This window comes from Nonomuraea sp. NPDC050547 (genome assembly GCF_044457345.1).
Taxonomy (GTDB): domain Bacteria; phylum Actinomycetota; class Actinomycetes; order Streptosporangiales; family Streptosporangiaceae; genus Nonomuraea.
On record NZ_JBITGW010000017.1, the window covers coordinates 207,930 to 230,691 of the forward strand.

General features: G+C 71.6%; 17 protein-coding genes. 9 read left to right on the forward strand and 8 right to left on the reverse strand.

Features of this window, described 5'->3' with window-relative positions:
• Nucleotides 1-2: 2 nt before the first annotated feature.
• Nucleotides 3-779 (reverse strand): helix-turn-helix domain-containing protein, encoded by a 777-nt coding sequence (locus ACIBHY_RS37340; protein ID WP_397255606.1) that lies wholly within the window; start codon nucleotides 777-779, stop codon nucleotides 3-5.
• A 166-nt stretch (nucleotides 780-945) separates the two neighbouring features.
• Here ACIBHY_RS37340 and ACIBHY_RS37345 point away from each other — a divergent pair, with 166 nt between their 5' ends.
• On the forward strand, nucleotides 946-2,025 hold the full coding sequence (locus ACIBHY_RS37345; RefSeq protein ID WP_397309174.1) for a WD40/YVTN/BNR-like repeat-containing protein: 1,080 nt from the start codon (nucleotides 946-948) through the stop codon (nucleotides 2,023-2,025).
• Between the two features lie 3 nt (nucleotides 2,026-2,028).
• Nucleotides 2,029-2,334 (forward strand): molybdopterin synthase sulfur carrier subunit, encoded by a 306-nt coding sequence (locus ACIBHY_RS37350; RefSeq protein ID WP_184963241.1) that lies wholly within the window; start codon nucleotides 2,029-2,031, stop codon nucleotides 2,332-2,334.
• 36 nt (nucleotides 2,335-2,370) lie between these two features.
• On the opposite strand, the gene ACIBHY_RS37355 is transcribed toward ACIBHY_RS37350, so the two are convergent.
• From ACIBHY_RS37355 to ACIBHY_RS37365, 3 genes are all read right to left on the reverse strand, one after another.
• Complete coding sequence (locus ACIBHY_RS37355; protein ID WP_397309175.1) at nucleotides 2,371-3,465, reverse strand: serine hydrolase domain-containing protein; 1,095 nt, start codon at nucleotides 3,463-3,465, stop codon at nucleotides 2,371-2,373.
• A 61-nt stretch (nucleotides 3,466-3,526) separates the two neighbouring features.
• Nucleotides 3,527-4,309, reverse strand: coding sequence for an FAD-dependent thymidylate synthase (gene thyX / locus ACIBHY_RS37360; protein ID WP_397255600.1), 783 nt, complete (start codon nucleotides 4,307-4,309; stop codon nucleotides 3,527-3,529).
• A gap of 115 nt (nucleotides 4,310-4,424) precedes the next feature.
• Nucleotides 4,425-7,076, reverse strand: a complete 2,652-nt coding sequence (locus tag ACIBHY_RS37365; RefSeq protein WP_397309176.1) for a M4 family metallopeptidase — start codon at nucleotides 7,074-7,076, stop codon at nucleotides 4,425-4,427.
• Between the two features lie 298 nt (nucleotides 7,077-7,374).
• On the opposite strand from ACIBHY_RS37365, the gene ACIBHY_RS37370 reads away from it, so the two are divergent.
• Both ACIBHY_RS37370 and ACIBHY_RS37375 read left to right on the forward strand, forming a co-directional pair.
• Nucleotides 7,375-7,725, forward strand: coding sequence for a DoxX family protein (locus tag ACIBHY_RS37370; RefSeq protein ID WP_397255596.1), 351 nt, complete (start codon nucleotides 7,375-7,377; stop codon nucleotides 7,723-7,725).
• 13 nt (nucleotides 7,726-7,738) lie between these two features.
• A complete protein-coding gene (locus tag ACIBHY_RS37375; RefSeq protein ID WP_397255594.1) occupies nucleotides 7,739-8,191 on the forward strand; it encodes a MarR family winged helix-turn-helix transcriptional regulator in 453 nt (150 codons plus the stop codon).
• A gap of 288 nt (nucleotides 8,192-8,479) precedes the next feature.
• On the opposite strand, the gene ACIBHY_RS37380 is transcribed toward ACIBHY_RS37375, so the two are convergent.
• Together ACIBHY_RS37380 and ACIBHY_RS37385 are read right to left on the reverse strand one after the other, a co-directional pair.
• On the reverse strand, nucleotides 8,480-9,625 hold the full coding sequence (locus ACIBHY_RS37380) for an amidohydrolase family protein (RefSeq protein ID WP_397309177.1): 1,146 nt from the start codon (nucleotides 9,623-9,625) through the stop codon (nucleotides 8,480-8,482).
• Between the two features lie 387 nt (nucleotides 9,626-10,012).
• Complete coding sequence (locus ACIBHY_RS37385; RefSeq protein WP_397309178.1) at nucleotides 10,013-12,139, reverse strand: anthranilate synthase component I; 2,127 nt, start codon at nucleotides 12,137-12,139, stop codon at nucleotides 10,013-10,015.
• A 271-nt stretch (nucleotides 12,140-12,410) separates the two neighbouring features.
• On the opposite strand from ACIBHY_RS37385, the gene ACIBHY_RS37390 reads away from it, so the two are divergent.
• Both ACIBHY_RS37390 and ACIBHY_RS37395 read left to right on the forward strand, forming a co-directional pair.
• Entirely contained in the window at nucleotides 12,411-13,853 is a 1,443-nt protein-coding gene (locus tag ACIBHY_RS37390; protein ID WP_397255588.1) for a glycosyltransferase family 39 protein, read from the forward strand.
• 60 nt (nucleotides 13,854-13,913) lie between these two features.
• Complete coding sequence (locus ACIBHY_RS37395) at nucleotides 13,914-17,414, forward strand: S8 family serine peptidase (RefSeq protein WP_397309179.1); 3,501 nt, start codon at nucleotides 13,914-13,916, stop codon at nucleotides 17,412-17,414.
• Here ACIBHY_RS37395 and ACIBHY_RS37400 read toward each other — a convergent pair.
• Nucleotides 17,411-18,175, reverse strand: a complete 765-nt coding sequence (locus tag ACIBHY_RS37400; RefSeq protein ID WP_397309180.1) for an SGNH/GDSL hydrolase family protein — start codon at nucleotides 18,173-18,175, stop codon at nucleotides 17,411-17,413. The two genes, ACIBHY_RS37395 and ACIBHY_RS37400, sit on opposite strands and share 4 nt — an antisense overlap.
• A gap of 106 nt (nucleotides 18,176-18,281) precedes the next feature.
• Between ACIBHY_RS37400 and ACIBHY_RS37405 the strand changes: the two genes are divergently transcribed.
• The 3 genes from ACIBHY_RS37405 to ACIBHY_RS37415 all read left to right on the forward strand — a co-directional run bounded on the left by ACIBHY_RS37405 (nucleotide 18,282) and on the right by ACIBHY_RS37415 (nucleotide 21,866).
• Nucleotides 18,282-19,160 carry a DUF4394 domain-containing protein gene (locus ACIBHY_RS37405; protein WP_397255582.1) on the forward strand — a complete coding sequence of 293 codons (879 nt, stop codon included), beginning with the start codon at nucleotides 18,282-18,284 and terminating at the stop codon, nucleotides 19,158-19,160.
• A 213-nt stretch (nucleotides 19,161-19,373) separates the two neighbouring features.
• Nucleotides 19,374-20,909, forward strand: coding sequence for a CocE/NonD family hydrolase (locus tag ACIBHY_RS37410; RefSeq protein WP_397255580.1), 1,536 nt, complete (start codon nucleotides 19,374-19,376; stop codon nucleotides 20,907-20,909).
• A gap of 9 nt (nucleotides 20,910-20,918) precedes the next feature.
• Entirely contained in the window at nucleotides 20,919-21,866 is a 948-nt protein-coding gene (locus ACIBHY_RS37415) for a helix-turn-helix transcriptional regulator (protein ID WP_397309181.1), read from the forward strand.
• On the opposite strand, the gene ACIBHY_RS37420 is transcribed toward ACIBHY_RS37415, so the two are convergent.
• Complete coding sequence (locus ACIBHY_RS37420; RefSeq protein WP_397309182.1) at nucleotides 21,863-22,759, reverse strand: SDR family oxidoreductase; 897 nt, start codon at nucleotides 22,757-22,759, stop codon at nucleotides 21,863-21,865. The genes ACIBHY_RS37415 and ACIBHY_RS37420 overlap by 4 nt on opposite strands.
• Nucleotides 22,760-22,762: the final 3 nt, after the last annotated feature.

The following is a 22,762-nucleotide window of genomic DNA, read 5'->3' on the forward strand; positions in this document are numbered from 1 at the left end:
GCCTAACGGAAGAACGCCGCCGTCTCCTCGTCGTTGGGCCAGAACGTCTCGATGGCCAGCTCCGACACCGTCACCTCCACGGGCGTGCCGAACGTCGCGATCGTGGTGAACATCGACAGCACGCGCTCCCCGTGCCGCACCCTCAGCGGCAGCAGGATGTCGGCCGGGCTGGGCACGACGGCGACGTTCAGCTCGACGCCGGGGTAGGTGTAGGCGGCCAGTTCGTCGTGCAGTTCCGCCAGGCGGCCGTCGCCGCTGGTCTCCGCCTGGCGGCGCAGCCGGTGCAGCAGGTGGGCGCGTACCTCGGGCAGGTTGAGCAGGCGCCCGCCCATCGCCTCCGGGTGCAGCGACAGCCGCATGATGTTGATCGGGTCCTTGAGCAGGTGGTCGGGGACGCCGTCCATGAACATCCCGGCGGCCTCGTTGGCGGCCACGAGGTTCCACGTCGCGTCGACGACGACCGCCGGGTACGGCTGGTGCCCGGCCAGGATCTTGTCCAGCGCCTGCCGTACCGCGTCCATCTCGGGGGCGGTGACGTCGCGCTCGCGGAAGACGGGCGCGAACCCGGCCGCGACCAGCAGCCGGTTGCGGTGCCGCAGCGGCACCTCCAGCTCCTCGGCGAGCTTCATCACCATCTCGCGGCTCGGCCGGGCCCTGCCGGTCTCCAGGAAGCTGACGTGCCGGGCCGACACCTCGGCCTCGATGGCGAGGTCGAGCTGGCTGACGCGGCGCCGCTGGCGCCAGGATCTCAGCAGGTCGCCAAAGGACTCTTCAGTCATAGCAAGCGCTTCCATAGCCCGGAATCTACCGAGCATGGGGAAGTATCACGATTACCTGGCGGGTAATCGAACGACCTTCGGTACAAATCCCACAGTCACCGGCGGTACCTGCCATGCCGTGACACGATGGCCGAGAAGCGAACATGCGAACGATGGGAGCTCCGACATGAGTGAGGCCATACTCGCGATCGGCACCCGCAAGGGCCTGTTCCTCGCGCGATCCGGCGACGGCGGCCCGTTCGAGGTCGGCCCGATCCACTTCTCGACGGTCGCCGTGCCCGCCGTGGCGATCGACACCCGCCGCGCCACGCCCCGCCTGCTCGCCGGCATCGAGTACGGCCACTTCGGCCCGTCGGTCATGTACTCCGACGACCTCGGCGAGACCTGGCAGGAGGCCGACCGCGCGCCGATCGCCTTTCCCGAGGACAGCGGCGCCACGCTGGAGCGGGTCTGGCAGCTGCTGCCCTCCCCCTCCGAGCCCGACGTGGTCTGGGCCGGGGTGGAGCCGGGCGCGCTGTTCCGCTCGGAGGACGGCGGCGTCACCTACGAACTCGTCGAGGGCCTGTGGCGGCACCCGCACCGCGAGCAGTGGCAGCCCGGCGGCGGCGGGCTGTGCCTGCACACGATCCTGAACCACCCGACCGACCCGAAGGTCCTCGGCGTCGCCGTCTCCACCGGCGGCTTCTACCGCTCCACCGACGGCGGCGCCTCGTGGGAGGCGGCCAACCAGGGCATCCGCGCGCCGTTCATGCCGGAGGGCCAGCAGTACCCGGAGTTCGGGCAGTGCGTGCACAAGGTGACCTTCCACCCCGCGCGCCCGGAACGCCTGTTCCTGCAGCACCACTTCGGCGTCTACCGCAGCGACGACTTCGGCTCGTCCTGGAAGGACATCGGCTCGCCGCTGCCCTCCGACTTCGGCTTCCCGATCGTGGTGGACCCGGCGCGGCCCGACACCGTCTACGTGCTGCCGCTGCAGGCCGACATGGACCGCACCCCGGTCGAGCACCGCTACCGCGTCTACCGCAGCGACGACGCCGGTGACACCTGGCGCCCCCTCGCCGAGGGCCTGCCCGAACCGCCCGTCTACGCCACCGTCCTGCGCGACGCGATGACCGCGTCGGAGGCGGGCGTCTTCTTCGGCACCCGCGACGGTTGCGTGTACGGCTCGCGCGACGGCGGCGAGAGCTGGGCGCAGATCGCCGGACACCTGCCGGATGTCCAGACCGTCCGGGCGGCGGTGCTCTAGGCGATGGCCAGGCCCGTCACCATGGTGGTGTTCGTGCTCCCCAGCGCCTTCCAGCGGTGGGTCAGCGGGCAGAGCGAGGTGAAGGTCTTCGCCGTGGGCGCCGACCCCGAGACCCCGCCGACGCTCGGCTCGGCGCTCGACACCCTGCGCCGCGTCCACCCGTCGCTGGAGGAACGGCTGCGCGACGAGTACGGCAGCATCCGCCGCCACATCAACATGATCGTGTGCGGTGAGAACGGCCACGGCGTCGGCCGCCTCGACTGCGAACTCCCGCCGGGCGCCGAGGTCTACGTCCTGCCCGCCCTCTGACGACCGCGGCGCCCGCGCTCGCGCGGGCGCCGGTCATCAGAGCTTCTCGGCCAGCGACTCCATGAACGCCGGCCAGGCGCGCCCGCCGGTGTCCACGCCGAAGCGCACCATCACCAGCTTCTTGTCCGGCACCACGTAGATGACCTGCCCGTAGCGGCCGGAGGCGACCCTGGCCTCGCCGCGGGCCCACCAGAAGAGCTGGTAGCCGTCGGCCCAGCCGTTCGGGGCGACCACCGGCGTGTTGGGCTCGTTGATCCATTCGGCGGGCACCAGCTGCTGCCCGTTCCACCGGCCCTGCTCGGCCACGAGCATGCCGAGCTTGGCGAAGTCGACGGCGCGGCCGTTGACGCCGCTCTCCATCTTCTCGAAGCCGTCGGAGGAGTCCAGGCTCCACGAGCCGTCGGCCTCCATCCCGAGCGGGCGCCAGAGCTTCTGCTCCAGGTAGGTGGCGACCGGCACCTTCGTCGTCCGCTCCAGCGCCAGCCCGACCAGCAGCGGGTTGAAGTTGTTGTAGCGGAAGCCCTGGCCGGGATCGCTCTCCACCCCGGAGTCGTCGATGGCCAGACCGCGCAGGTCGGGGCTGTAGTAGGTGCTGGTGTCGTCGCTGAACGGCGTGCCCTCGTCGTCGTAGCGCAGCCCGGAGCGCATGCCCATCAGGTGCCGCAGCGTGATCTTCTCGAAGCGCGGGTCGCGCTCGCGCAGCTCCGGCACGTACGCGGTGATCGGGTCGTCCGCCGACCGGATCTTCCCCTCGCCCACGGCCACGCCCACCAGCAGCGACAGCACCGACTTGGCCACCGACATCGAGGTCAGCGTGGAGTCGCGGCGGGTGCCGTTGAAGTAGCCCTCGTACAGCAGCTTGCCGTCGCGCACCACGACGAACGCGGTGGTCTGGCCCGCCGCGAGCGCCTGCTCGTCGAGGCCGGGGATCGCCTGCGGCTGCTTGGGCAGCGGCGCCGGGGTGCCCGTGGACACCTTGCGGAACGGGAAACGCTGCCAGTCGCCGACGTCCGAGTCACCCCAGAAGAAGGCCCTGGCCAGTTGCGAACGGCCGGTGCTGGCCCACAGGCCACCGTAGGCAGCGGCGGCGACCAGCACCAGAACTCCGAGGATGATCAGCAGTCGGCGCACACGCCCATTGTTGGTGCGCCGCCTGCTGACGTAAACCCTTACTCCGCCGGAGGTGCAGGGGTCAGACCTTGCGCCAGCCGGGGACCCAGGCGCCGTCCTCGACCACGTAGTCGCCGAACAGCGCCGGCGCCTCCTTCTTCATCAGCTCGCCGATGCGCTGGAAGAGCAGGCGGATCTCCTCCTCCGCGCCGACCGCGGTGCGCGCCTCGATGGTGTGGCGCAGCGTGCGCACGTTGGCCGTCCACACCAGGCCGGTGGCCACGCCCTCGGGGGCGAAGCGCCGCATGAAGGAGGTGCGGTGCTTCTTCTCCGAGAACGGCACGCCCTCCTCGTCGAGGCCGAAGTGCCCGGCCATCCACCCCTGGAACTCCTCCAGCTGCTCCAGCACCGCGCCGGCCCGCTTCATCAGCTCGGGGTCCTCGCGGGCCCAGTCGGGGAACCAGAAGGGCAGCTCGGTCAGCCGGACGAAGCGCAGCGACTCCTGCGAGATGGCCACGCCGGGCCGGTGGCGGACGAGTTCGTGCGTGAGCACGCGGCTGACGTTGTGGAGCACGAAGCTGAAGCTGACGTGCTCGAGGACCGAGCCGTGGGCGCTGGCCAGGATGTTCCGCAGGTACTCGGTCTGGTCCTTGCGGATGCGCACCACGTTGGGGTTGAGGCCGGGCTCGAAGGAGCGGTAGCACAGCCGCCCGGCGAACTCGGCGAGGTTCTGGGCGTCGAGGTCGCCGCGGTCCAGCCGTTCCAGCCACGCCGTGCCGCCCACCTCGCCGAGGTAGCGGGCCAGCTCGTCGTAGTCGAGTTCGGGACGGGCGACGATAAAGACCTCTGGTTCGACGGCGTGCATGGCAGCCCCCCGGCTTGGCGATGTGACGGCCCTAGCAAACCAGGTCCGGGGGTCGGTTCGCGACTCGCCCGCCGTACCTCTGAGCGATGGGGTACGGCGGGCGGCCGGAAGGGTGTCAGCAGCGGCCGATGGGCCGCTCGCGGTAGACCAGATCGGTGTCTCCGGCGGAGCCGTCGATCCAGGCGGTGAGCGTGCCGTCACCGGAGGCGTTGGCGAACTGGTCGCCCCTGTTGCAGGAGAAACGGGTCATCGGCCCGCCCGCGAGGGGCAGCTGGAACAACTTGGGCAGGTTCGCGTTGGTGAGCGTGCCGTCGCCGTGCGGGTTGACGCCGACGGTGACGATGGCGTCGTTGGCGTCGACGGTGCTGGGCAGCAGCGCCTTCGGCCCGTCGGGCACGAGCCAGGTCAGGCCGGTGCCGTCGTGGTTGGCCCGCACCAGGCCGTAGACGTCGTCGGCGTCGGCGTCGGCGTACCACACGACGTGCTTGGAGGTGAGCACGGGCAGGGCCGAGGACGACGGCTCCTGGCCGGTGGAGGGCACCTCGGGCAGCAGCGTCTCGGTGCCGGTGGCCACGTCGTGCACGACGGGCGCGGTGTGCGTCTGCTCGCCCACGCGCCAGACCCGCAGGTAGGACAGCTTGCCGCCCTTCAGCTTGGGCTGGACGCCGAGCACGTCGGCGGTCGCGGTGAGGTTGACCGGCGGCGCCGTGCCCTTCTTCAGCCACATCTCCGTCTCGAACGTGGCCGTGTCCAGCGACTCCCAGGCGATGGCCCCGCCGGAGGCCGCCACCACCCCGAGGGGGGTGGACACCTCGGCGACCACCTGCTCGGGCGCTCTGCCGTCCAGTGGCCGGGTGAGGATCCGGTACGTGCCGGTGCCGGCGTTGAATCCCGCCCACACCGCCCGCCGGCCGTCGATGACCGGGGCGAAGTTCCAGGAGGTGTTCTGCGAAAGCTTCACCGGCTTGCCGCCACGGAAGCGGCCGGTGAGGATCGAGGTCGGCTCGGAGGCGTCGGGCGAGGAGTTGCCGACCACGTACCGGTCGCCGGCCACGCCGGGGCGGGCGCCGCCGTCGCTGATGTTGTCGACCAGCACGCGGCTGTCGGTGTGGATGTCGCGCTCCCAGCCGCGCCGGATGCCGTGGCGCTCGAAGGCCAGGGCGATCGTCACCCGGTCGTGCAGCGACACCCCGAGCGCGCGGGCGGCGGACTCGACGGCGCGGCGGCCGTCGGCGAAGTCGTCGATGGGCGTCATGTACTCCGTCAGCGCCTTGTAGACGACCTTGTCGGCCTTCGCTCCGAGCTTCTCGCGGATGTCCCAGAGCGCGCCGGAGAAGATCGTGGAGTTCAGGTGGACGCCGCCGCCGTCGAGGCTGACGCCGACGCCGATCCAGTCCTTGGCGGCCGAGCGGCCGTCGTCGAGGTCGCGGATGGCGCACTCCTTGGGCGGCAGCGTCTTGCACAGCCGGTCGCCGAGCAGGCTGGCGTCGGGGTGGCTCATCGGGACGCCGAGCGCGTCGACCTCGATGGCGTTGCCGAAGTAGTCGGCCAGGCCCTCGTTCATGGCGCCCGACTGGCCGAAGTAGGCGAGGTCGGCGCTGTTGGTGATGACGCCGTGGGTCATCTCGTGGCCGACGACGTCGAGGCCGGCGGCGAGGGAGTGGTAGGTGGGGCCGCCTCCGCCGTACACCATCTTGGTGCCGTCCCACAGGGCGTTCTCGAACGGTTCGCCGAAGAAGGTGACGTTGACGACGGACAGCATCGAGCCGCCCTTGCCGTCGAGCCCTTCCCGGCCGAGCCCGCGGTAGTACTCGTAGACCTTGCCGGTGCCCCAGTGGGCGTCGGCCGCGCCGCTCTCGGTGTGGCCGGGCCCGAAGACGGGCGTGGGCGACTCGGCCAGTTTGGCGCCGGGCGGGATGCCGGGCACGAGGTAGTCGAACAGGTCGCCCTTGTTCGCGTCGTAGGTGAGGATCTCGCCGCTCGTGCCGTTCCACATCGGGCGAGCGCGGTCGCGGGTCTCGTAGACGCCGTCGGCGCGCTGGTAGAGGTTCAGGGGTACGGCCCGGCCGTCCGAGGCGGTTCCGGAACCGGTGGCGGGGCCCTCCATCTGGATCCGGCTGATGGCCTGGAGCGGCTGGCCGGAGTGGGCGTCGATGTAGGCGTCGAAGGCGAGGAGCTTCTTCTTGGCCCGGTCGAGGCCGGTCATCGGCAGTTTCCAGGCCAGGCGGCCCTTGGTGCCGCGCGGGACGACGACGAGGCTGCCCTGGCCCGTCTTCACGGCGCGGCGGGCGAGCGGGTCGGTGACGAAGCGCGTCAGCGCGATCCGGGCGGCCGACTCGGCGGTCAGCTTGGGCGTGGTGTCCACGCTCAGCTCGGTGAGGAAGCGCCCGCCCGCGCCGGTGACCTGCCGGGCGGCGCCGCTGCCGCGGAAGTGCACGAGGTACTGGCCGCCGAGGACCGGCAGGCCGCGGTGCTTCTGGGCGAACCTGACCGTCGTGTCCTGGCCGTCGGTGACGGTCTGGATCGGGGTGAGGTCGGCGGGGTCGAGGTGGTAGCGGGAGTTCTTCAGGTGGTTCCTGGCCGCGGTCGCGAGGTCGCCTTCGGCGGCCGCTTCGGCCAGGCCGCTCACCTCGGCGGGGGCGTCGGTGCCGGCGCGGGGCTCGACGGCCGGCGGGTCGGCGGCGTGGGCCGGGCCCTGGACCGTCAGGGGGACGGCTAACGCGAGCGAGAGGGCAAGAGCCGATGATGTGATGGGACGCCAGGACACGACACCTCCAGGTGTTGCGTAAGGGGTTCTGGCGTCTTGATCATCGCCTTGCCCTGACTGGCTGGTGGGTCACGTTTCAATATCATCAGTCAGGAAGTTTCGCTTTTCTCAGGCCTTGCGTAGATGTGTGCGAGGGAGTTACGGCCCCGAGGCCGTCGCGGGCCGCGGGGCGGCCACCCTGCCATCGGGACGGTCACGACACGGACTCGGGCGTGGCCGCAACCTCGCCCTAAAGGTTGTCCCTTCAAGTTTTGAGGTCTACAGTCTGGCTCACCGCAATAACTTGAAGGGACAACCAATGGACGTGGTCCTCTGGATCCTCCAGATCCTGCTCGCCCTCGCCTTCGCCGCCTCAGGCGTCAGCAAGATGGTCGTGGCGAAGGAGCGGGTCAGGGAGCGCATGCCGTACGTGGACGACTTCACCCAGGGACAGCTCCGGCTCGTCGGCCTCGTCGAGTTCCTCGGCGCGCTCGGCCTCGTCCTCCCCTGGGCCACCGGCATCGCGCCCATCCTCACGCCGCTGGCCGCCGTCGGGCTGGCGGCCACGATGGTCGTCGCGGCGGGCGTACACGTGAGGCGCAAGGAGAACTTCGCCGTTAACCTGGTACTGCTGGCGGTGGCGGTCGTCATCGCCATCGGACGGTTCTGACGCTGGGAGTTCTTTGATCGAGGGCCTCGACGCCGACGAGCGGCGCGCCTGGCACGGGCTCATGGCCGTGTTCCTGGTCGGCATTCCGCAGGTGGAGCGTACGTTCCGCGCGCATGGGCTGGTGCACATCGAGTACGGCTTCCTGTGCGCGCTGGAATCGGCCCCGAAGCGGCTGTCGGACCTGGCCGCGACCTCCAACGTGTCCATCAGCCGGTTGAGCCACCGGATCAGCAAGCTGGTGGAGCGGGGGTACGTGCGGCTGCGCCCCGACGAGAGCGACGGCCGGGCCACGGTCGCCGAACTCACCGACACCGGCCGCGCCCTGATCGCCGAGATCGCCCCGGCCCACGCGAAGGCGCTGCGCGAGGTCCTGTTCGACCACCTGACTCGAGACCAGGTCAACGCGCTGGCCGAAGCCATGCAAACCGTCGGCACCAACCTGGGCGCCTGCCTCGACCCCACCTGACCCCCGCCCCTGCCCAGCGCCACGGCCCCGCCGCCCAGCGGGCGGCGCGCCACCTGCTCGAAGGACTCCGCCGGCGGGTCATCATGCCGGCCACCCGGGGCTCACGCGCGGCCGGTTCACCGCATCGGTTCATCTCGGCCTCGGCAGCTCGCCGTGCCTGTCCGCGCATCCAAGCCGTGCCCGCGCGGAGGGTCCCCGGCAGCACCCGCAGCGCTGCCCCTGGATCCAGCCCGGCAACCACGCGACGATCCGGTGGTGTTCTGCGGGGTTGCCCGTGGGTCCTCGGGGTCAGAGGCGGTAGACGCGGCGGGCGTTGCCGGAGCCGATCATGTGGGCGATGCGGGCGCAGTCGGTGGGGTTCCACTCGCCGTCGTCCAGGCGGGTCCGCAGGGCGCGGGCCAGGCCGTGGCGGAAGTAGAGGGCGCCCAGGTGGCAGGTCTCGGCCACGCCGTAGCAGTCGGAGGAGAACATCTGCTTGTGGAACGGCACCAGCTCCAGCAGTTCGGCCATCACCCTGGCCGAGCCGGCGGCGGTGTAGGTGAGGGCCAGGCCCACGTCGACGTAGACGTGCGGGAAGACGGCGGCCAGGTAGGCGGCCTGGCGGTGGTAGGGGTAGCAGTGGAGCAGGATGACCGGGACGCCGATCGGCTGCAGGGAGCGGATGAAGCCGGTCATCAGGGCCGGGTCGGCCCGGTCCAGGTCGAGGTCGGTGTCGCCGTACCCCGTGTGGAACTGCAGGGGGAGGCCGCGCTCGCGGGCCACGTCCACGGCGGTCCAGAGCAGGTGGCGCAGCAGGATCGGGTCGGTCAGGCGCTGCTTCGGGTCGGACAGCCGGCGGTTGGCGGCGGCGATGACCGAGCCCCTGCTCGGGCGGGCGGGGTCGAAGTCGAGGCCGCACCGGTAGGCGACGATCGACTTCAGGCCCACGGCCCGGGCGGCGCGGGCGGCCAGTTCCTCGGCGAGGCTGTCCATGTAGTCGACGGCGATCTGGGCGGATTCGGCCACGTCGTGCTCGATCTGCTCCAGGCGGACGATCTCGTCTGCCGCGGCGCCGCCGTGGCGTCCCATCTCGGCGGCCGACAGCAGTTCGGGGGCCTCCAGACCCGTGTCCACCAGGAACGCCACGATGCCGGCCGCCTCCAGCAGCCTCCTGTTGACCTCGCCCGCGCCCAGCTCGGCGCGTCTGGCCAGGTAGACGGCGGGTGGAGCGTGGGGTTCCAGGTCGAGCACCGGCGCGCACCACCGGCGGATCGCGGCGCCGACGGGGGTGTCGAAGTGGGTGGTGCCGGGGGGCGCGGGGGTGCTGCCTTCGGTGATGAGCAGCTCGAACTGTGCCCTGCTGAGCTCGTCGCGCCTCACCCCGTGGCAGTGGTGGTCGACCAGGGGCGCCAGCAGCGCCTCGCGCACCGCGTCGGGAAGGTCTACGGGGAGCATGCGGGCGAGCCTAGGCGTTCGCGCCGGGCCACACGCCGCGATTGCGCACTTGTCCCGGCGCCACCGCCCGGGGATGCCCCGATGCGCCCCGTAACGCCGGTCCCGTGTTCACCGAGGGCGGAGCCCGGGGACCTGGAGCGGCCGGAAAGCCTGGGTCAGCCCGTGGGCCGGGCCCAGGCAGGGCCTCCGCTTCCGCGGGAACGGTCGAGGCGGGAGAGGGCGTGCCGGAGAAACCGGGGTGTGAGGCGCGTGGGGAACAAGCGCTGGCGTGGCAGCGCGCGTGGAAGGTGGGGAGCCCGTGGGGAGCGGGCGCAGGGGGGTGGAGGCACGCGCGTGGAAGGTGGGTGGGCAGGGTCCCAGAGAGGGCCTGCCCACCCTGCCGTTCGGTTAGCGGCGGGTCAGGCGGAGAACGTTGGCGATGATTTTGGCGCCGGCGTCCCCCTCGGCCGTGAGGATGGACTCCGGGTGGAACTGGACGCCGTAGCGCCGGTTCGCCGGGTCCTCGATGGCCATGACGTTGCCGTCGGGGGTCAGGGCGGTCGGGGTGAAGGAGATCACCCCGGGGCGCTTGGCGTGCAGCGAGTGGTAGCGGGCGGCCGTGAACGTCTCGGGCAGGCCCTCCAGCAACGCGCTCTCCCCCAGGCGCGAGACCTGCCCGCGCTTGCCGTGCTCCGGGTAACCCAGCAGTTCGAGCGTCCCGCCGGCGTGCTCGACCATGGCCTGCAGCCCCAGGCACACGCCGAAGACCGGCAGGTTCCTGGAGTACAGCTCGTCGATGAGCGCGGACATCCCGAAGTCGACGGGCCATCCCGGCCCGGGTGACAGGACGACGAGGTCGGGGGCGATCGTGTCGATCATCGCGGCGGGGAAGCCGTGCCGCAGCGTGGTGACCTCGGCGCCCTGCTGGCGGAAGTAGTCGGCGAGGGTGTTGACGAAGGAGTCCTCGTGGTCGACGAGCAGCACCTTCATGCCGAGCCCCGGCTGTTCGGGGGCGGGGGCCACGGGGACGGACGCGGGCTGGTTGACCGCGTCCAGGGCGCCGAGCAGCGCGCTGGCCTTGAGTTCGGTCTCGCGCTCCTCCGACTCGGGGTCGGAGTCGAACAGCAGCGTGGCTCCGGCGCGTACGGTGGCCACGCCGTGCTTGATCTGGGCGGTACGCAGGGTGAGCCCGGTGTTCATGGACCCGTCGAAGCCGATGAAGCCGATGGCCCCGCCGTACCATCTGCGCGTGGTGGCCTCGTGGTCCTCGATGAACTGCATCGCCCAGGTCTTGGGGGCGCCGGTGACGGTGACGGCCCACATGTGGGTGAGGAAGGCGTCGAGGGCGTCGAACTCGGGGCGCAGGCGGCCCTCGATGTGGTCGACGGTGTGGATCAGGCGGGAGTAGAGCTCGATCTGGCGGCGGCCGATGACCTTGACGGTGCCGGGGACGCAGATGCGCGACTTGTCGTTGCGGTCGACGTCGGTGCACATGGTCAGCTCGCTCTCCTCCTTGACGGAGGAGAGCAGGGTGCGGATGGCCTCGGCGTCCTCGACGGGGTTGGAGCCGCGGGCGATGGTGCCGGAGATGGGGCAGGTCTCCACGCGGTCGCCGCTGACGCGCACGTACATCTCGGGTGAGGCGCCGACGAGGTGCTCGCCCTCACCGAGGCTGATGATGAACTCGTACGGGGCGGGGTTGGACCGGTGAAGGGTGCGGTAGAAGGCGGGCGGGTCGGTGCAGACGGAGTGGAAGACCTGGCCGGGCACGACCTCGAACAGGTCACCGCGCTTGAACTTCTCCTTGGCCGCGGCCACGACCTTGGCGTAGGAGCCCTTCTCGGGGTCGGGCGGGATCTGGCCGGGGACCACCTGCGGCACCGAGGCGCCGGTGCGCTCCATGCCGCGGGTGGAGACGCCGTCGACGGTGAACTCGTAGCGGTGCTCGACGCTGGTCTCGCGCTGGCGGTCGATCACCACGAGCCGGTCGGGCAGGTGCAGCACCAGGTCGCGCTGGTCGTCGGGGCGGGTCAGCTCGTGCCGGATCGGCTCGAACTGGAAGGCCAGGTCGTAGCCGAAGGCGCCGTACAGGCCGAGGTGGGCGTCGTCGCCGGCGAAGGCGGCGATGACCTCGCGGATGGCGGTGAAGACGGTCGGGCGGCGGCTGCGCATCTCCTCGGGCAGCAGTTCGTCGCTCTCGGGAACGTGCACCTCGACGCGGTCGGCGGTGGGCTGGGCCACCGGCTTGCCCGCGGCCAGCAGGCACGTCGCCAGCACGGGCAGGACGACCCTGCCGCGCTCGTTGAGCGCCGTCGCGCTGATGCGCCGCCCTCTGGCGACGAGCTCGACGCACGGGTCGACGTAGCCGAAGGCCCACCGGCTGTAGCGGCCCGGGTAGTCCATGCCCGAGGAGAACGCGCCGCCGCGGCGTTCTCCGAGCGCGCTCACGATCTCTTCGAGGGCCTCTTCGGCGACCTCACGTGTCTCCCGCTCGACATGGACGCCACCGGCGGTCGTATATCCGCTCGTCTCCATTGCCTGCCCCTTGCTAACCCAATGAGCCCCGGAGGCGAGACAACAAAGGCCGCCTTCCGGGGCGGCCGTCGTTGAGGAATGCGAAGTACGCGCCGCCTAGAGGGGGCGCCACCACTGGCTCTGCAAGCCGATTCGCATGCAGGGATGCTAACACGCCCGGCCGAGGTCGCGACCATGGCGTGCCCCCTGACACGGCAGCGGTTCGCGTAAGGGCGGGTTAGGGGCTCGCACGTGGTGACAAGCCCAAGTCAAGCACCTAACTTCAGCGAGTATGGAGCGCGCCTTCGCCTGGCGGCCCGTCACCGCGATCGCTCTCGGCACGGCCGCGATCCTGGTGGCTTTCAGCGGGGCCTACGACTATCACCGTGACGAGCTGTACTTCCGCATGCTCGCCGAGCATCCGGCCTGGGGCTACGTCGACCAACCTCCGCTCACCCCGATGCTGGCGCGTGCCGCCATCGGGGTGTTCGGCGACACGCTCACCGCCATCCGCGTTCCCGCCGCCGTGTGCGCGGCGGTGCTGCTGGTGCTGGTGGCACTCATCGTCCGCGAACTCGGCGGTGGCCGGTTCGCGCAGATACTGGCCAGTCTGGGGGTGGCGACCGCGGGATTCGTCCTGATCGTCGGCCACTCGCTGCTGACGCTCAGCGTCGACCTGCCGCTGTGGGCGGCGGCCATCCTGTTCATCCTCAAGGTGCTGCTGCGCGACGAGCCCCGCTGGTGGCTGGCCGCCGGCGCGGTGATCGGGGTGGCCACCTACAACAAGCATCTGATCGCGCTGCTGGTCATCGGCCTTGCCGCCGGCCTGCTCGCGGTGGGGCCACGCCGGGTGCTGCTCAGCCCGTGGTTGTGGGCGGGGGCGCTGATCGCGGTGCTGCTGGCCGTACCGAATCTCGTCTATCAGGTCGCGAACGGCTGGCCGCAGCTGAAGATGGCGGCGGCGCTGAGCGCCGACAAGGGCGCGGAGATGCGCGCTTTGTTCCTTCCGATGCAGGTGCTGCTGCTCGGCCCGGCGGCGGCGGTGGTGTCGGCGTTCGGGTTCGTGCGACTGTGGCGCGACCGGCGGGTGCGGGCGCTGGCGGTGGCCTATCCGGTGACCGGGCTGCTGACGGTGCTTTCCGGCGGCCGTCCCGACTACATCACCGGGCTGATGGTGCTGCTGTTCGCGGCGGGCTGCGCCGGCCTGGAGGTCGCGCGCCCGCGCTGGCGGGTGGCGGGCACGGCGGCGCTGGCGGTGGTGGCGGCGGGCAACCTGTTCATCGCGCTGCCGATCCTGCCCGCGAAGGAGGTGGCGCAGACGGTGATCCCGGAGGCCAACCAGGTGGTCCGCGAGTCGCTGGGCTGGCCGAGCTTCGCCACGCAGCTCCGGTCGGTGTTCGACACGCTGTCACCGGAGGACCGCTCGCGGGTGATCCTTCTGATGGGCAACTACGGCAACGCGGGCGCGGCCGACCGCGCGGGCCTGCCGCGTGTCTACAGCGCGCACAACCAGTTGTTCGAGTACGGCCCGCCCCCCGAGACCGGCACCGTGGTCATCGCGGTCGACGTGATCAGGTGGGCCATGAACAAGCAGTTCACGACGTGCGACGAGGCCGGCGAGATCGACAACGGCCTTGACCTGGACAACGAGATCCAGGGCATGGTGATCTTCGTCTGCAGAGGCCTGAAGATCCCGTGGCGCGACGGCTGGCGCAACTTCCAGCATTACTCGTAGAAAACCCGAATTACCACTTTGACTCTTGCCAACTTGACTGTGTCGAATCACGCTCTGCACATGGTTGTCAAGATCGCCTGGCGGGCGGCTCTCACGGGGGCCGCAGCAGCCCTGTGCCTCCTGCTCCCCCAGTCCGTGGCCCTGGCCGCACCCCAACCCGACAAGATCGACAAGTCCGTGATGGACGACCTGAAGGCCGATGACAAGGCGACCTTCTGGGTCAAGATGAAGGGCGAGGCCAACTTATCCGCGGCCCGCCGGGCCACCTCCAAGGACGCGAAGGCCGCCGAGGTCTTCAAGACCAAGAAGGGGCACGCCGCGTCCTCCCAGGCGGAGCTGCGCAAACTGCTGACCGCGCAGAACGCCGACTTCGCCCCCTACTGGATCGTCAACGCCGTCCGCGTCACCGGCGCGGGCGCCAAGCTCGCCACCGCGATCGCGGACCTGGCGGAGGTCGAGAGCATCCTCCCGGTACGCACGTTCGCGGTGCCGAAGCCGGAGCAGGGCAGGGCGGAGGCCAGGGCCAGGGCCGCCGTCGAGTGGAACATCGACCGGGTCGGCGCGCCCCGCGTGTGGAGCGAGCTCGGCAGCAAGGGCGAGGGCATCGTCGTCGGCCACATCGACACCGGCGCCGACTTCACTCACCCGGAGATCGCCGCGCAGTACCGGGGCCGGGGCCCCGACGGCTCCTACGACCACAACTACAACTGGTTCGACCCGGCGGGCGTGTGCCCGAGCGCGGCCCCGTGCGACAACAACGACCACGGCACCCACGTGATGGGCACCATGGTCGGCGCCAACGGCATCGGCGTGGCGCCGGCCGCGCGCTGGGTCGCGGCCAAGGGCTGCGAGACCGACAGCTGCACCGACGAGTCGCTGATCAGGTCCGGCCAGTGGATGGCCGCGCCGACCGACCTCAACGGGGAGAACGAGCGGCCCGACCTGGCGCCCGACATCGTCAACAACTCCTGGGGCGGAGCGGGCTTCGACCCCTGGTACAAGACGATCGTGGAGTCGTGGATCGCCGCCGGCATCTTCCCCGCCTTCGCCAACGGCAACGCCGGCCCGGCCTGCACCACCAGCAGTTCCCCCGGCCAGTACGTGATCAGCTACAGCGTCGGCGGCCTCGACATCAACAACGTCCTGTACGCCCGCTCCAGCAAGGGCGCCGGCGAGAACGGCGAGATCAAGCCGAACATCGCCGCCCCCGCGGTGAACGTGCGCTCCTCGGTGCCCGGCGGCGGCTACGCGGCCTTCACCGGCACCTCGATGGCCACGCCGCACGTGGCCGCGACGGTGGCGCTGCTGTGGTCGGCGGCGCCGAGCCTGCAGGGCAACGTGGACGCCACGCGGCCGCTGCTCGACAGCACGGCGATCGACGTCAACGACACCAGCTGCGGCGGCACGGCCACCGACAACAACGTCTGGGGCGAGGGCAGGCTCGACTCCTTCGCCGCCGTCCAGTCGGCGCCCCGCGACGGGCTCGGCGGCCTCAGCGGCACCGTCACCGCCGGCGGTGCCCCGGTCGCCGGCGCCGAGGTCAGCCTGACCGGGCCGCTGAGCCGCACGGTCTTCACCGGCGCCGACGGCACCTACGCGGTGCCGCGCCTGCTGCCCGGCGACTACCAGGTGAGCGCCGCCAGGTTCGGCTACACCTCCGGCACCGCGAGCGCCACCGTGGCGGCCGGGCAGACGGCCACCGCGGACGTCACGATGACGCGGAAGGACAGCGGCACGGTCTCCGGCCTCGTCTCGATCGCGGGCGCGCCCGAGTCCGGCGCGACCCTCGCCGTCGCCGGTACGCCGGTCCAGGCGGTCACCGGCGCCGACGGCCGCTACACGTTCACCATCCCGCACGGCACCTACGACGTGACCATCACGCCGCGCTCGCGCTGCGCGACGGCCTCGACGACCGTCCAGGTGACGGTGGCGGGGGACGTGGTCAAGGACGTCGACCTGCCGCTGCGGGGCGACGGGTTCGGCTACACCTGTGAGAGCAAGGCCCTGCCGTACGTGGGAGGGACCGAGAAGCTGGCGCTGACCGGCGACGACGAGGCGCAGCAGGTGACGCTGCCGTTCACCTTCCCGTTCTACGGCGCCGCGCAGGCGAAGGCGTGGATCACCACGAACGGCTACGCCTCCTTCGCCAACGAGAAGGTCACCACCGGCGCGAACGGCACGCTGCCGACCACGGGCACGCCGAACAACGCGGTCTACGCCTACTTCGACGACCTCGTGGCCGACGCGGAGTCGGGCATCTACACCGCGACGCAGGGCACCGCGCCCAACCGCGTCTACGTGGTGGAGTGGCGCAACGTGAAGTTCTACTCCGACGCCACGATGCGGATCTCGGTGTCGATGCTCCTGGGCGAGAACGGCACGGTGTCCTACCGCTACAAGGACGTCGAGGGCGCCCGCGAGCAGGGCAACAGCGCCACGATCGGCGTGGAGAACGGGACCGGCACCGACGCGCTGCTGTACTCGTTCAACACCGCCGCCGTCTCGACCGGCCAAAGCGTGACGGTCGCGGCCACCCGCCACGGGCTGGTCACGGGCACGGTCACCGACGCCAACGACGGCAAGGCGATCGCCGGCGCGACGGTGAAGGTGGGCCAGGCGGCCACGTTCACCACGGGCGCGGACGGCACGTTCTACGGCCAGGTGCCGGCCGGCGACCACAAGGTGGAGGTCTCCAGGGAGCACTACGGCACGTTCTCCCAGGACGTCACGGTCGCTCCCCTGGCGTTCACCCGGGTGGACACGGCGCTGATCACCGGCGCGGTCAGCGCCTCGGTCGGCGAGCTGGCCGTGGTCATGCCCACGGGCGTCAGCCGCAGCCGCTCGTTCGAGCTGACCAACCTCGGCGCGCCCGCCGACTACACCGTCACCAGCGACGCCGCCTGGCTCACCGCCGCGCCGACCGCCGGCCGCCTCGCCAAGGGCGAGAAGGCCGCGGTGAAGGTCACGGTCAGCAGCCAGGGCGTGCAGCCGGGCACGGTTCAGGCGGGCAAGCTCACGGTGAAGTCCAACAGCGGCCGCCAGCCGGTCCTGGAGATCACGGTGAACGTCGTGGTGCCCAAGCACCAGGTGGCGCTCGACGCCGGCGCCTCCAGGCAGGTCGTCGACGCCCAGGGCGACGTGTGGACCGCCGACCGCAAGTACACCCAGGGCGGCCATGGCTGGGTGGCCAACCAGAACCGCACGGCCGACACCCGCAAGGCCATCGCGGGCACCACGGAGCAGACCTTGTTCCGCACCGCCCGCGAGAACCTGCTGGAGTACCGCTTCGACAACGTGCCGAACGGCACCTACACCGTCGAACTGGGCTTCGCCGAGATCACCTCGAAGCGTCCCGGCTCCCGGGTCTTCGACGTGATCGTCGAGGGCCAGCTCGCCGTACCCGCGCTCGACCTGGCCCTGGAGGTGGGCACCTACACGGCGGCGAACCGCTCGTACACCGTGAAGGTCACCGACGGCCAGCTGAACGTGCGCTTCGCCCGGCGTGACGGCCAGCCGATCGTCAACGCCGTCCGCGTCTCCGAGCGTCCCGACAAGAACTAGCCGGGCCGTACCGGCGTCAGCCCCGGCCGCTTGGGGCTGACGCCGTCGCCGGAGGAGCGGCCGTGCAGGCGGCGGTTGATCCACGGCGCGAGGAACTGCCTGGCCCAGCGCAGGTCCTCCCGCCGGGCGTCCGTCCAGACGGGCGGGCGCCGCGGCGGGTACGGCTGGCGCCAGTCCTGCTCGACCGGTACCCCGAGCACCTCGGCGGCGGCCAGCGCCACGCGGCGGTGGCCGTCGCCGTTGAGGTGGAGGCGGTCGGAGTCCCAGGCGCGCGGGTCGCGCAGCACGGCCATGGGCCACAGGTCGACCAGGTGGGCGTCGTAGCGCCGGGCGATGTCGTGGATGTGCAGGTTGTAGACCTCGATCTTGCTGTGCGCCAGCCGCATGACGGGCACGTGCCGCAGGTCGAAGCCGGTGAAGAGCATCACCTTGGCTCCGGCCTCGGTGAGCGTGCGCACCCCTTGTTCCAGCCGCCTGGCGACGATCGCGGGCCCGCTGCCGGGCCGCAGGATGTCGTTGCCGCCCGCGCAGAGCGAGACCAGGTCGGCGCCCATGGCGACCGCCCGCGGCACCTGCTCGTTCACGATCTCGTCGATGATCCGGCCGCGCACCGCGAGGTTGGCGTAGCGCAGGCCGGGCCGGTCGGCCTCGATGTGCTCGGCGAGCCGGTCCGCCCAGCCGCGGAAGCCCGTGGCGGCCGGGTCTTCGAGTCCCTCTGTGAAGCTGTCCCCTAGGGCGACGTATGAAGAAATTCGTCCCATGACGGGATAGTTTGCCGCGAACGTCAGGCCCTACGCGACCGTAGGTCAATCCGGCGGGCGCCCCCGGACGAAGAAGGAGGCAAAGTCCCCACGAGAAGGAGCACCCATGCGTAAGACACTGGCCCTCGCCGCCATCGTGGCGGCCGCCGGCGCCGGCCTGGCCGCGCCCGCGCTCGCCGACGCCTCCCCTCGGCGCGACGGCGCGACCCTGCGGGTCGCCGGGCTGACGGCCGACGGCAGGCTGGTCGCCTTCCGCGCCGACCGTCCCGGCTCCGTCACGGACATCGGCAAGGTCAACGGGCTGAACGGCGACGCGAAGGTGGTCGGCATCGACTACCGCGTGCAGGACGGCAAGCTCTATGCCGTCGGCGACCAGGGCGGCGTCTACACGCTGTCCGGGGCGGCCAAGGCGACCAAGGTCTCCCAGCTCAGCGTCGCGCTGGACGGCAAGAACTTCGGCGTCGACTTCAACCCCGCCGCCAACCGGCTGCGCGTGATCAGCGACACCGGCCAGAACCTGCGCCACAACATCGACGACCCCATGGGCGCCCCGGCCACCGGCACGACCGCGACCGACGGCAAGCTCACCAACCCGCCCGTGCCGCCCGCCACGACCGGCCTCACCGCCCTCGGCGTGAGCGGCGCCGCCTACACCAACAACGACCTGGACGCGACGACGGCCACGACGCTGTTCGACGTGGACACCACCGCCGACCAGATCGCGGTGCAGTCGCCGGCCAACGCCGGCAACCTCGCCCCGACCGGCAAGCTCGGCGTGGACGCGGGCCCCGCGGCCGGCTTCGACATCTACACCACGCTGCGCAAGGGCGCCGCCTCGGCCAACACCGCCTACGCGGCGCTGACCGTGAGCGGTTCCTCCCGCTTCTACGCCGTCGACCCCCTGACCGGTGCGGCCGTGCAGGTGGGAACGTTCCCGTCCCGCCGCCAGGTCGTGGACATCGCGCTGCCGCTCGACCAGGGCTGACGCCCTCCGGAACCCCGTCTGACCGGGACATCGGCGGCACGCCCGGCCGGCCGTGAAGCCACACGGGCGGCACGCCCCGCACCGGCCGTCAAAGGCACGCCTGACCCGCCTCTGGGCGCGAATCCCCCTTGTCCCCCCGCCCGCGCGTCTGTTACCCGTTGAGATATGCGGGGGAAATATCCAATACGTGTCACCAGAGACCTGCCCGTCCCCATGCCCGACGGCGTCCGGCTGCTGGCCGACCACTACGCGCCCGTGGGGGCGCCGCGTGCTCCGGTCGTGCTCATCCGCTCGCCGTACGGCCGCAGGGGCGCCTTCGGATGGATGTTCGGCCGCGGCTTCGCCCGGCAGGGCTTCCAGGTCGTCATGCAGTCCTGCCGGGGCGGTTTCGGCTCCGGCGGGCTGCTCGACCCGCTCGGCGACGAGCACGACGACGGCCTGGCCACCGTGGCCTGGATGCGCGAGCAGCCCTGGTACGGCGGCAGCTTCGCCACCTTCGGCCCCTCCTACCTCGGCTACACCCAGTGGGCCATCGCCCCCTACGCCGGTCCCGACCTGCGGGCGATGGCCACGCAGATCACCGCCTCCCAGTTCCGCGACGCCGCCTACGTGGGCGGGGCGTTCGCGCTGGAGTCGGCGCTGAGCTGGACGACGCTGACCGACGCCATGTCACGCCGCTTCGGCGGCACCGCCGCGCTGACCGCGCCCCGGCTGACGCGCCGCGCGGTACTGTCCGGGCGGCCGATGGGCGAGCTCGACCTGGTCTCGGCCGGGCATCCGCTGGCCTTCTACCAGGATCTGCTCGCCCATCACGGCGATCCCGCCGCGCCGTACTGGGCCAAGCGCGACTTCTCCCCCGACGTGGCCGACGTCGGCGCCGCCGTCACGATGCTCGGCGGCTGGTACGACGTGTTCCTGCCCTGGCAGATCAAGGACTATCTGACGATGCGCAGGGCCGGGCGGCGGCCGTACCTGACCATCGGCCCCTGGTACCACGTCGACATGCGCCACGGCCGCCCCTCCGTCGCCGAGGCGCTGACCTGGTTCCGCGCCCACCTGCTGGGTGACTTCTCCCGGTTGCGGGCCGACCCGGTGCGGCTGCACGTCACCGGCGCCGGAGAGTGGCGTGACTATCCGGACTGGCCGGTTCCGGGGATGCGGATGCGCCGCTGGCACCTGCGGTCCGGGTTCGGGCTGGATCCGGCCGCGCCCGGCGAGGACGGCGCCGACGGCTTCCGCTACCACCCCGCCCATCCCACGCCCGTCATCGGCGGCCCGGTCCTGCTGGCCGACTCCCGCCCACGCGACCAGCGCCGCCTGGAGGCCCGCCGCGACGTGCTCGTCTACACCTCCGCGCCGCTGCGCGCCGACACCGAGATGATCGGTCCCGTGGGGGCCGAGCTGTCGGTGCGCTCCAGCGCGCCCTGCACCGACGTGGTGGTGCGGGTCTGCGACGTGCACCCGTCGGGCGCGTCCATGAACATCTGCGAGGGGGTACGGCGCACGCTCGGCGGGCCGGAGGACATCCGGCGGGTCGAGGTGGACCTGTGGCCGATCGGGCACCGCTTCAAGCGCGGCCACCGTATCCGCGTCCACGTGGCGGCGGGGGCGTACCCGACGATCGCCCGCAACCCGGGCACCGGCGACCCGATCGCGGACGGCGGGCCCATGCTGGCGGCCGACGTGGAGGTCCTCCACTCCCCCGCTCATCCCTCGGCCGTCCTTCTGCCGGAAGTGCCCGGCCCTTAGAGTCGGATCGTGCGCGCGTCCCGGTTGATGTCGGTGATCCTGCTGCTGCAAGGGCGGGGCGGGATGACGGCGGCCGAGCTGGCCGAAGAGCTGGAGGTCTCCGAGCGGACCGTCCACCGTGATGTGCTGGCGCTGTCCGAGGCGGGCGTCCCGGTCTACGCCGACCGGGGGCGGCGCGGCGGCTACCGGCTGCTGGAGGGTTACCGCACCCGGCTGACCGGGCTCGACCGGGCCGAGGCGGAGGCCCTGTTCCTGTCGGGCGTGCCGGGGGCGCTGCGCGAGATGGGGCTGCAGGACGTGGCGGCCACCGCCCGGCTGAAGGCGGCGGCCGCGCTGTCACCCGGGCTGCGGGACGCGCCCTCGACGGCGGCGCAGCGCTTCCACCTGGACGCGCCGGGCTGGTTCGCCGGCGAGGAGCCGCCGCCGGCCGCGCTGGCGCCGCTGGCCAGGGCGGTGTGGAGCGATCGGGTGGTCGGGCTGGCGTACAAGGGCAGGCAGCGCACGGTGCGTCCGTACGGGCTGGTGCTCAAGGCGGGCGTCTGGTACTTGGTGGCGCACGCGGGTGACTTCCTGACCTTCCGCGTGGACCGGGTGGAGGCGGTCGTGGCCCGGGAGGAGGGCTTCTCCCGCGATCCGGGGTTCGACCTGGCGGCGTACTGGCGGCGGCAGTCGGCCCGCTTCGCCCGCTCCCTGCTGCGCGCCACCGTCACGCTGCGGCTCAGCCCGTCCGGGGTGCGCATGCTGCGGCACATCGCCGACCCGGCCGCGCTGGAGGACGCGCTGGCCTCGCTGGGCGAGGACGGGACGGTCGAGCTGGCCGTGGAGTCGATGAGGGTCGCGTTCACGCAGGTGCTGCGGTTCGGGCCGGAGGCGGAGGTGCTGGCGCCGCCGGAGCTGCGCGCGATGGTAGGCGAGGCCGTCCTGCGGACGGCCCGCCTGTACACCCCTGACGGCTAGCGGTACTCGGACGCGTCGGCCTTCTTGCCGCCGTCCTCCACCTCGTCGATGTAGCGCCACACGTCCGGCCGGCTGCCGTCGAGGTCGGTGAAGCCGTAGACCTGGGCCAGGCCGCCGCTGTCGAGGGACTGGCCGGTCCAGCGCATCTTGTCCGGGTCCTGGGCCAGGGCCGCCACGGCCCGCCCGACGAAGGCCGGCGTCTCCGACACCGCCCAGGTGGCGTTCTTCGGGATGTAATCGCGCCAGGTCTCCTCGGTCACCTCGAAGTTCTCCAGCATCGCCTCCGAGCGCAGGAACCCGGGCGTGAGGGCCACGGCGGCGCAGCCGTGCTCGCGCAGGTCGTGCGAGAGCGCGTACGCCAGCCGGACGACGGCGGTCTTGGCCTGGTCGTAGAAGAGCGAGAGCCGGTAGTGGCCGTCGTTGTACTTCTTGGTCCCGTCGGTCACCTCGACGACCAGTCCGCCGGGCTTCCTGGACAGCAGCGGCAGCGCGTAGTGGCTGGTGATGATGTGGGTGTCGATCGCCAGCCGCAGCAGGCGCAGCCCGTTGTCCAGGTCGTGCTCCCAGACCGGGACGTTCCACTCGGTGAGCCGGTCGCCGCCCCACACGTCGTTGACCAGGACGTCGAGCTGTCCGTGGTCGCGTTCGATCCGCTCCACCAGGGCCTTGACCTGCTCCTGGTCGAGGTGGTCGACCCGGACCGGGATGCCGGTGCCGCCGGCGGCGGTGACGAGCGCGGCGCTCTCCTCGATGGTCTCCGGCCGGTTCATCTCCGAGCGCCGCGATCCGCTGGAGCGGCCGGTGCAGTAGACGGTGTAACCGGCGGCGCCGAGTTGTACGGCGATGCCCCGGCCCGTGCCTCGTGTGGCCCCTGCCACCAGTGCGATGTTCATGAA

Bases quoted from the DNA above. Each gene is read 5' to 3' on its own strand.
- thyX (WP_397255600.1), bottom strand. From the start codon at position 4,309: ATGCACGCCGTCGAACCAGAGGTCTTTATCGTCGCCCGTCCCGAACTC.
- ACIBHY_RS37420 (WP_397309182.1), bottom strand. From the start codon at position 22,759: ATGAACATCGCACTGGTGGCAGGGGCCACACGAGGCACGGGCCGGGGC.
- ACIBHY_RS37340 (WP_397255606.1), bottom strand. From the start codon at position 779: ATGACTGAAGAGTCCTTTGGCGACCTGCTGAGATCCTGGCGCCAGCGG.
- ACIBHY_RS37345 (WP_397309174.1), top strand. From the start codon at position 946: ATGAGTGAGGCCATACTCGCGATCGGCACCCGCAAGGGCCTGTTCCTC.
- ACIBHY_RS37350 (WP_184963241.1), top strand. From the start codon at position 2,029: ATGGCCAGGCCCGTCACCATGGTGGTGTTCGTGCTCCCCAGCGCCTTC.
- ACIBHY_RS37395 (WP_397309179.1), top strand. From the start codon at position 13,914: ATGGTTGTCAAGATCGCCTGGCGGGCGGCTCTCACGGGGGCCGCAGCA.
- ACIBHY_RS37385 (WP_397309178.1), bottom strand. From the start codon at position 12,139: ATGGAGACGAGCGGATATACGACCGCCGGTGGCGTCCATGTCGAGCGG.
- ACIBHY_RS37390 (WP_397255588.1), top strand. From the start codon at position 12,411: ATGGAGCGCGCCTTCGCCTGGCGGCCCGTCACCGCGATCGCTCTCGGC.
- ACIBHY_RS37405 (WP_397255582.1), top strand. From the start codon at position 18,282: ATGCGTAAGACACTGGCCCTCGCCGCCATCGTGGCGGCCGCCGGCGCC.
- ACIBHY_RS37400 (WP_397309180.1), bottom strand. From the start codon at position 18,175: ATGGGACGAATTTCTTCATACGTCGCCCTAGGGGACAGCTTCACAGAG.
- ACIBHY_RS37380 (WP_397309177.1), bottom strand. From the start codon at position 9,625: ATGCTCCCCGTAGACCTTCCCGACGCGGTGCGCGAGGCGCTGCTGGCG.
- ACIBHY_RS37370 (WP_397255596.1), top strand. From the start codon at position 7,375: ATGGACGTGGTCCTCTGGATCCTCCAGATCCTGCTCGCCCTCGCCTTC.
- ACIBHY_RS37410 (WP_397255580.1), top strand. From the start codon at position 19,374: ATGCCCGACGGCGTCCGGCTGCTGGCCGACCACTACGCGCCCGTGGGG.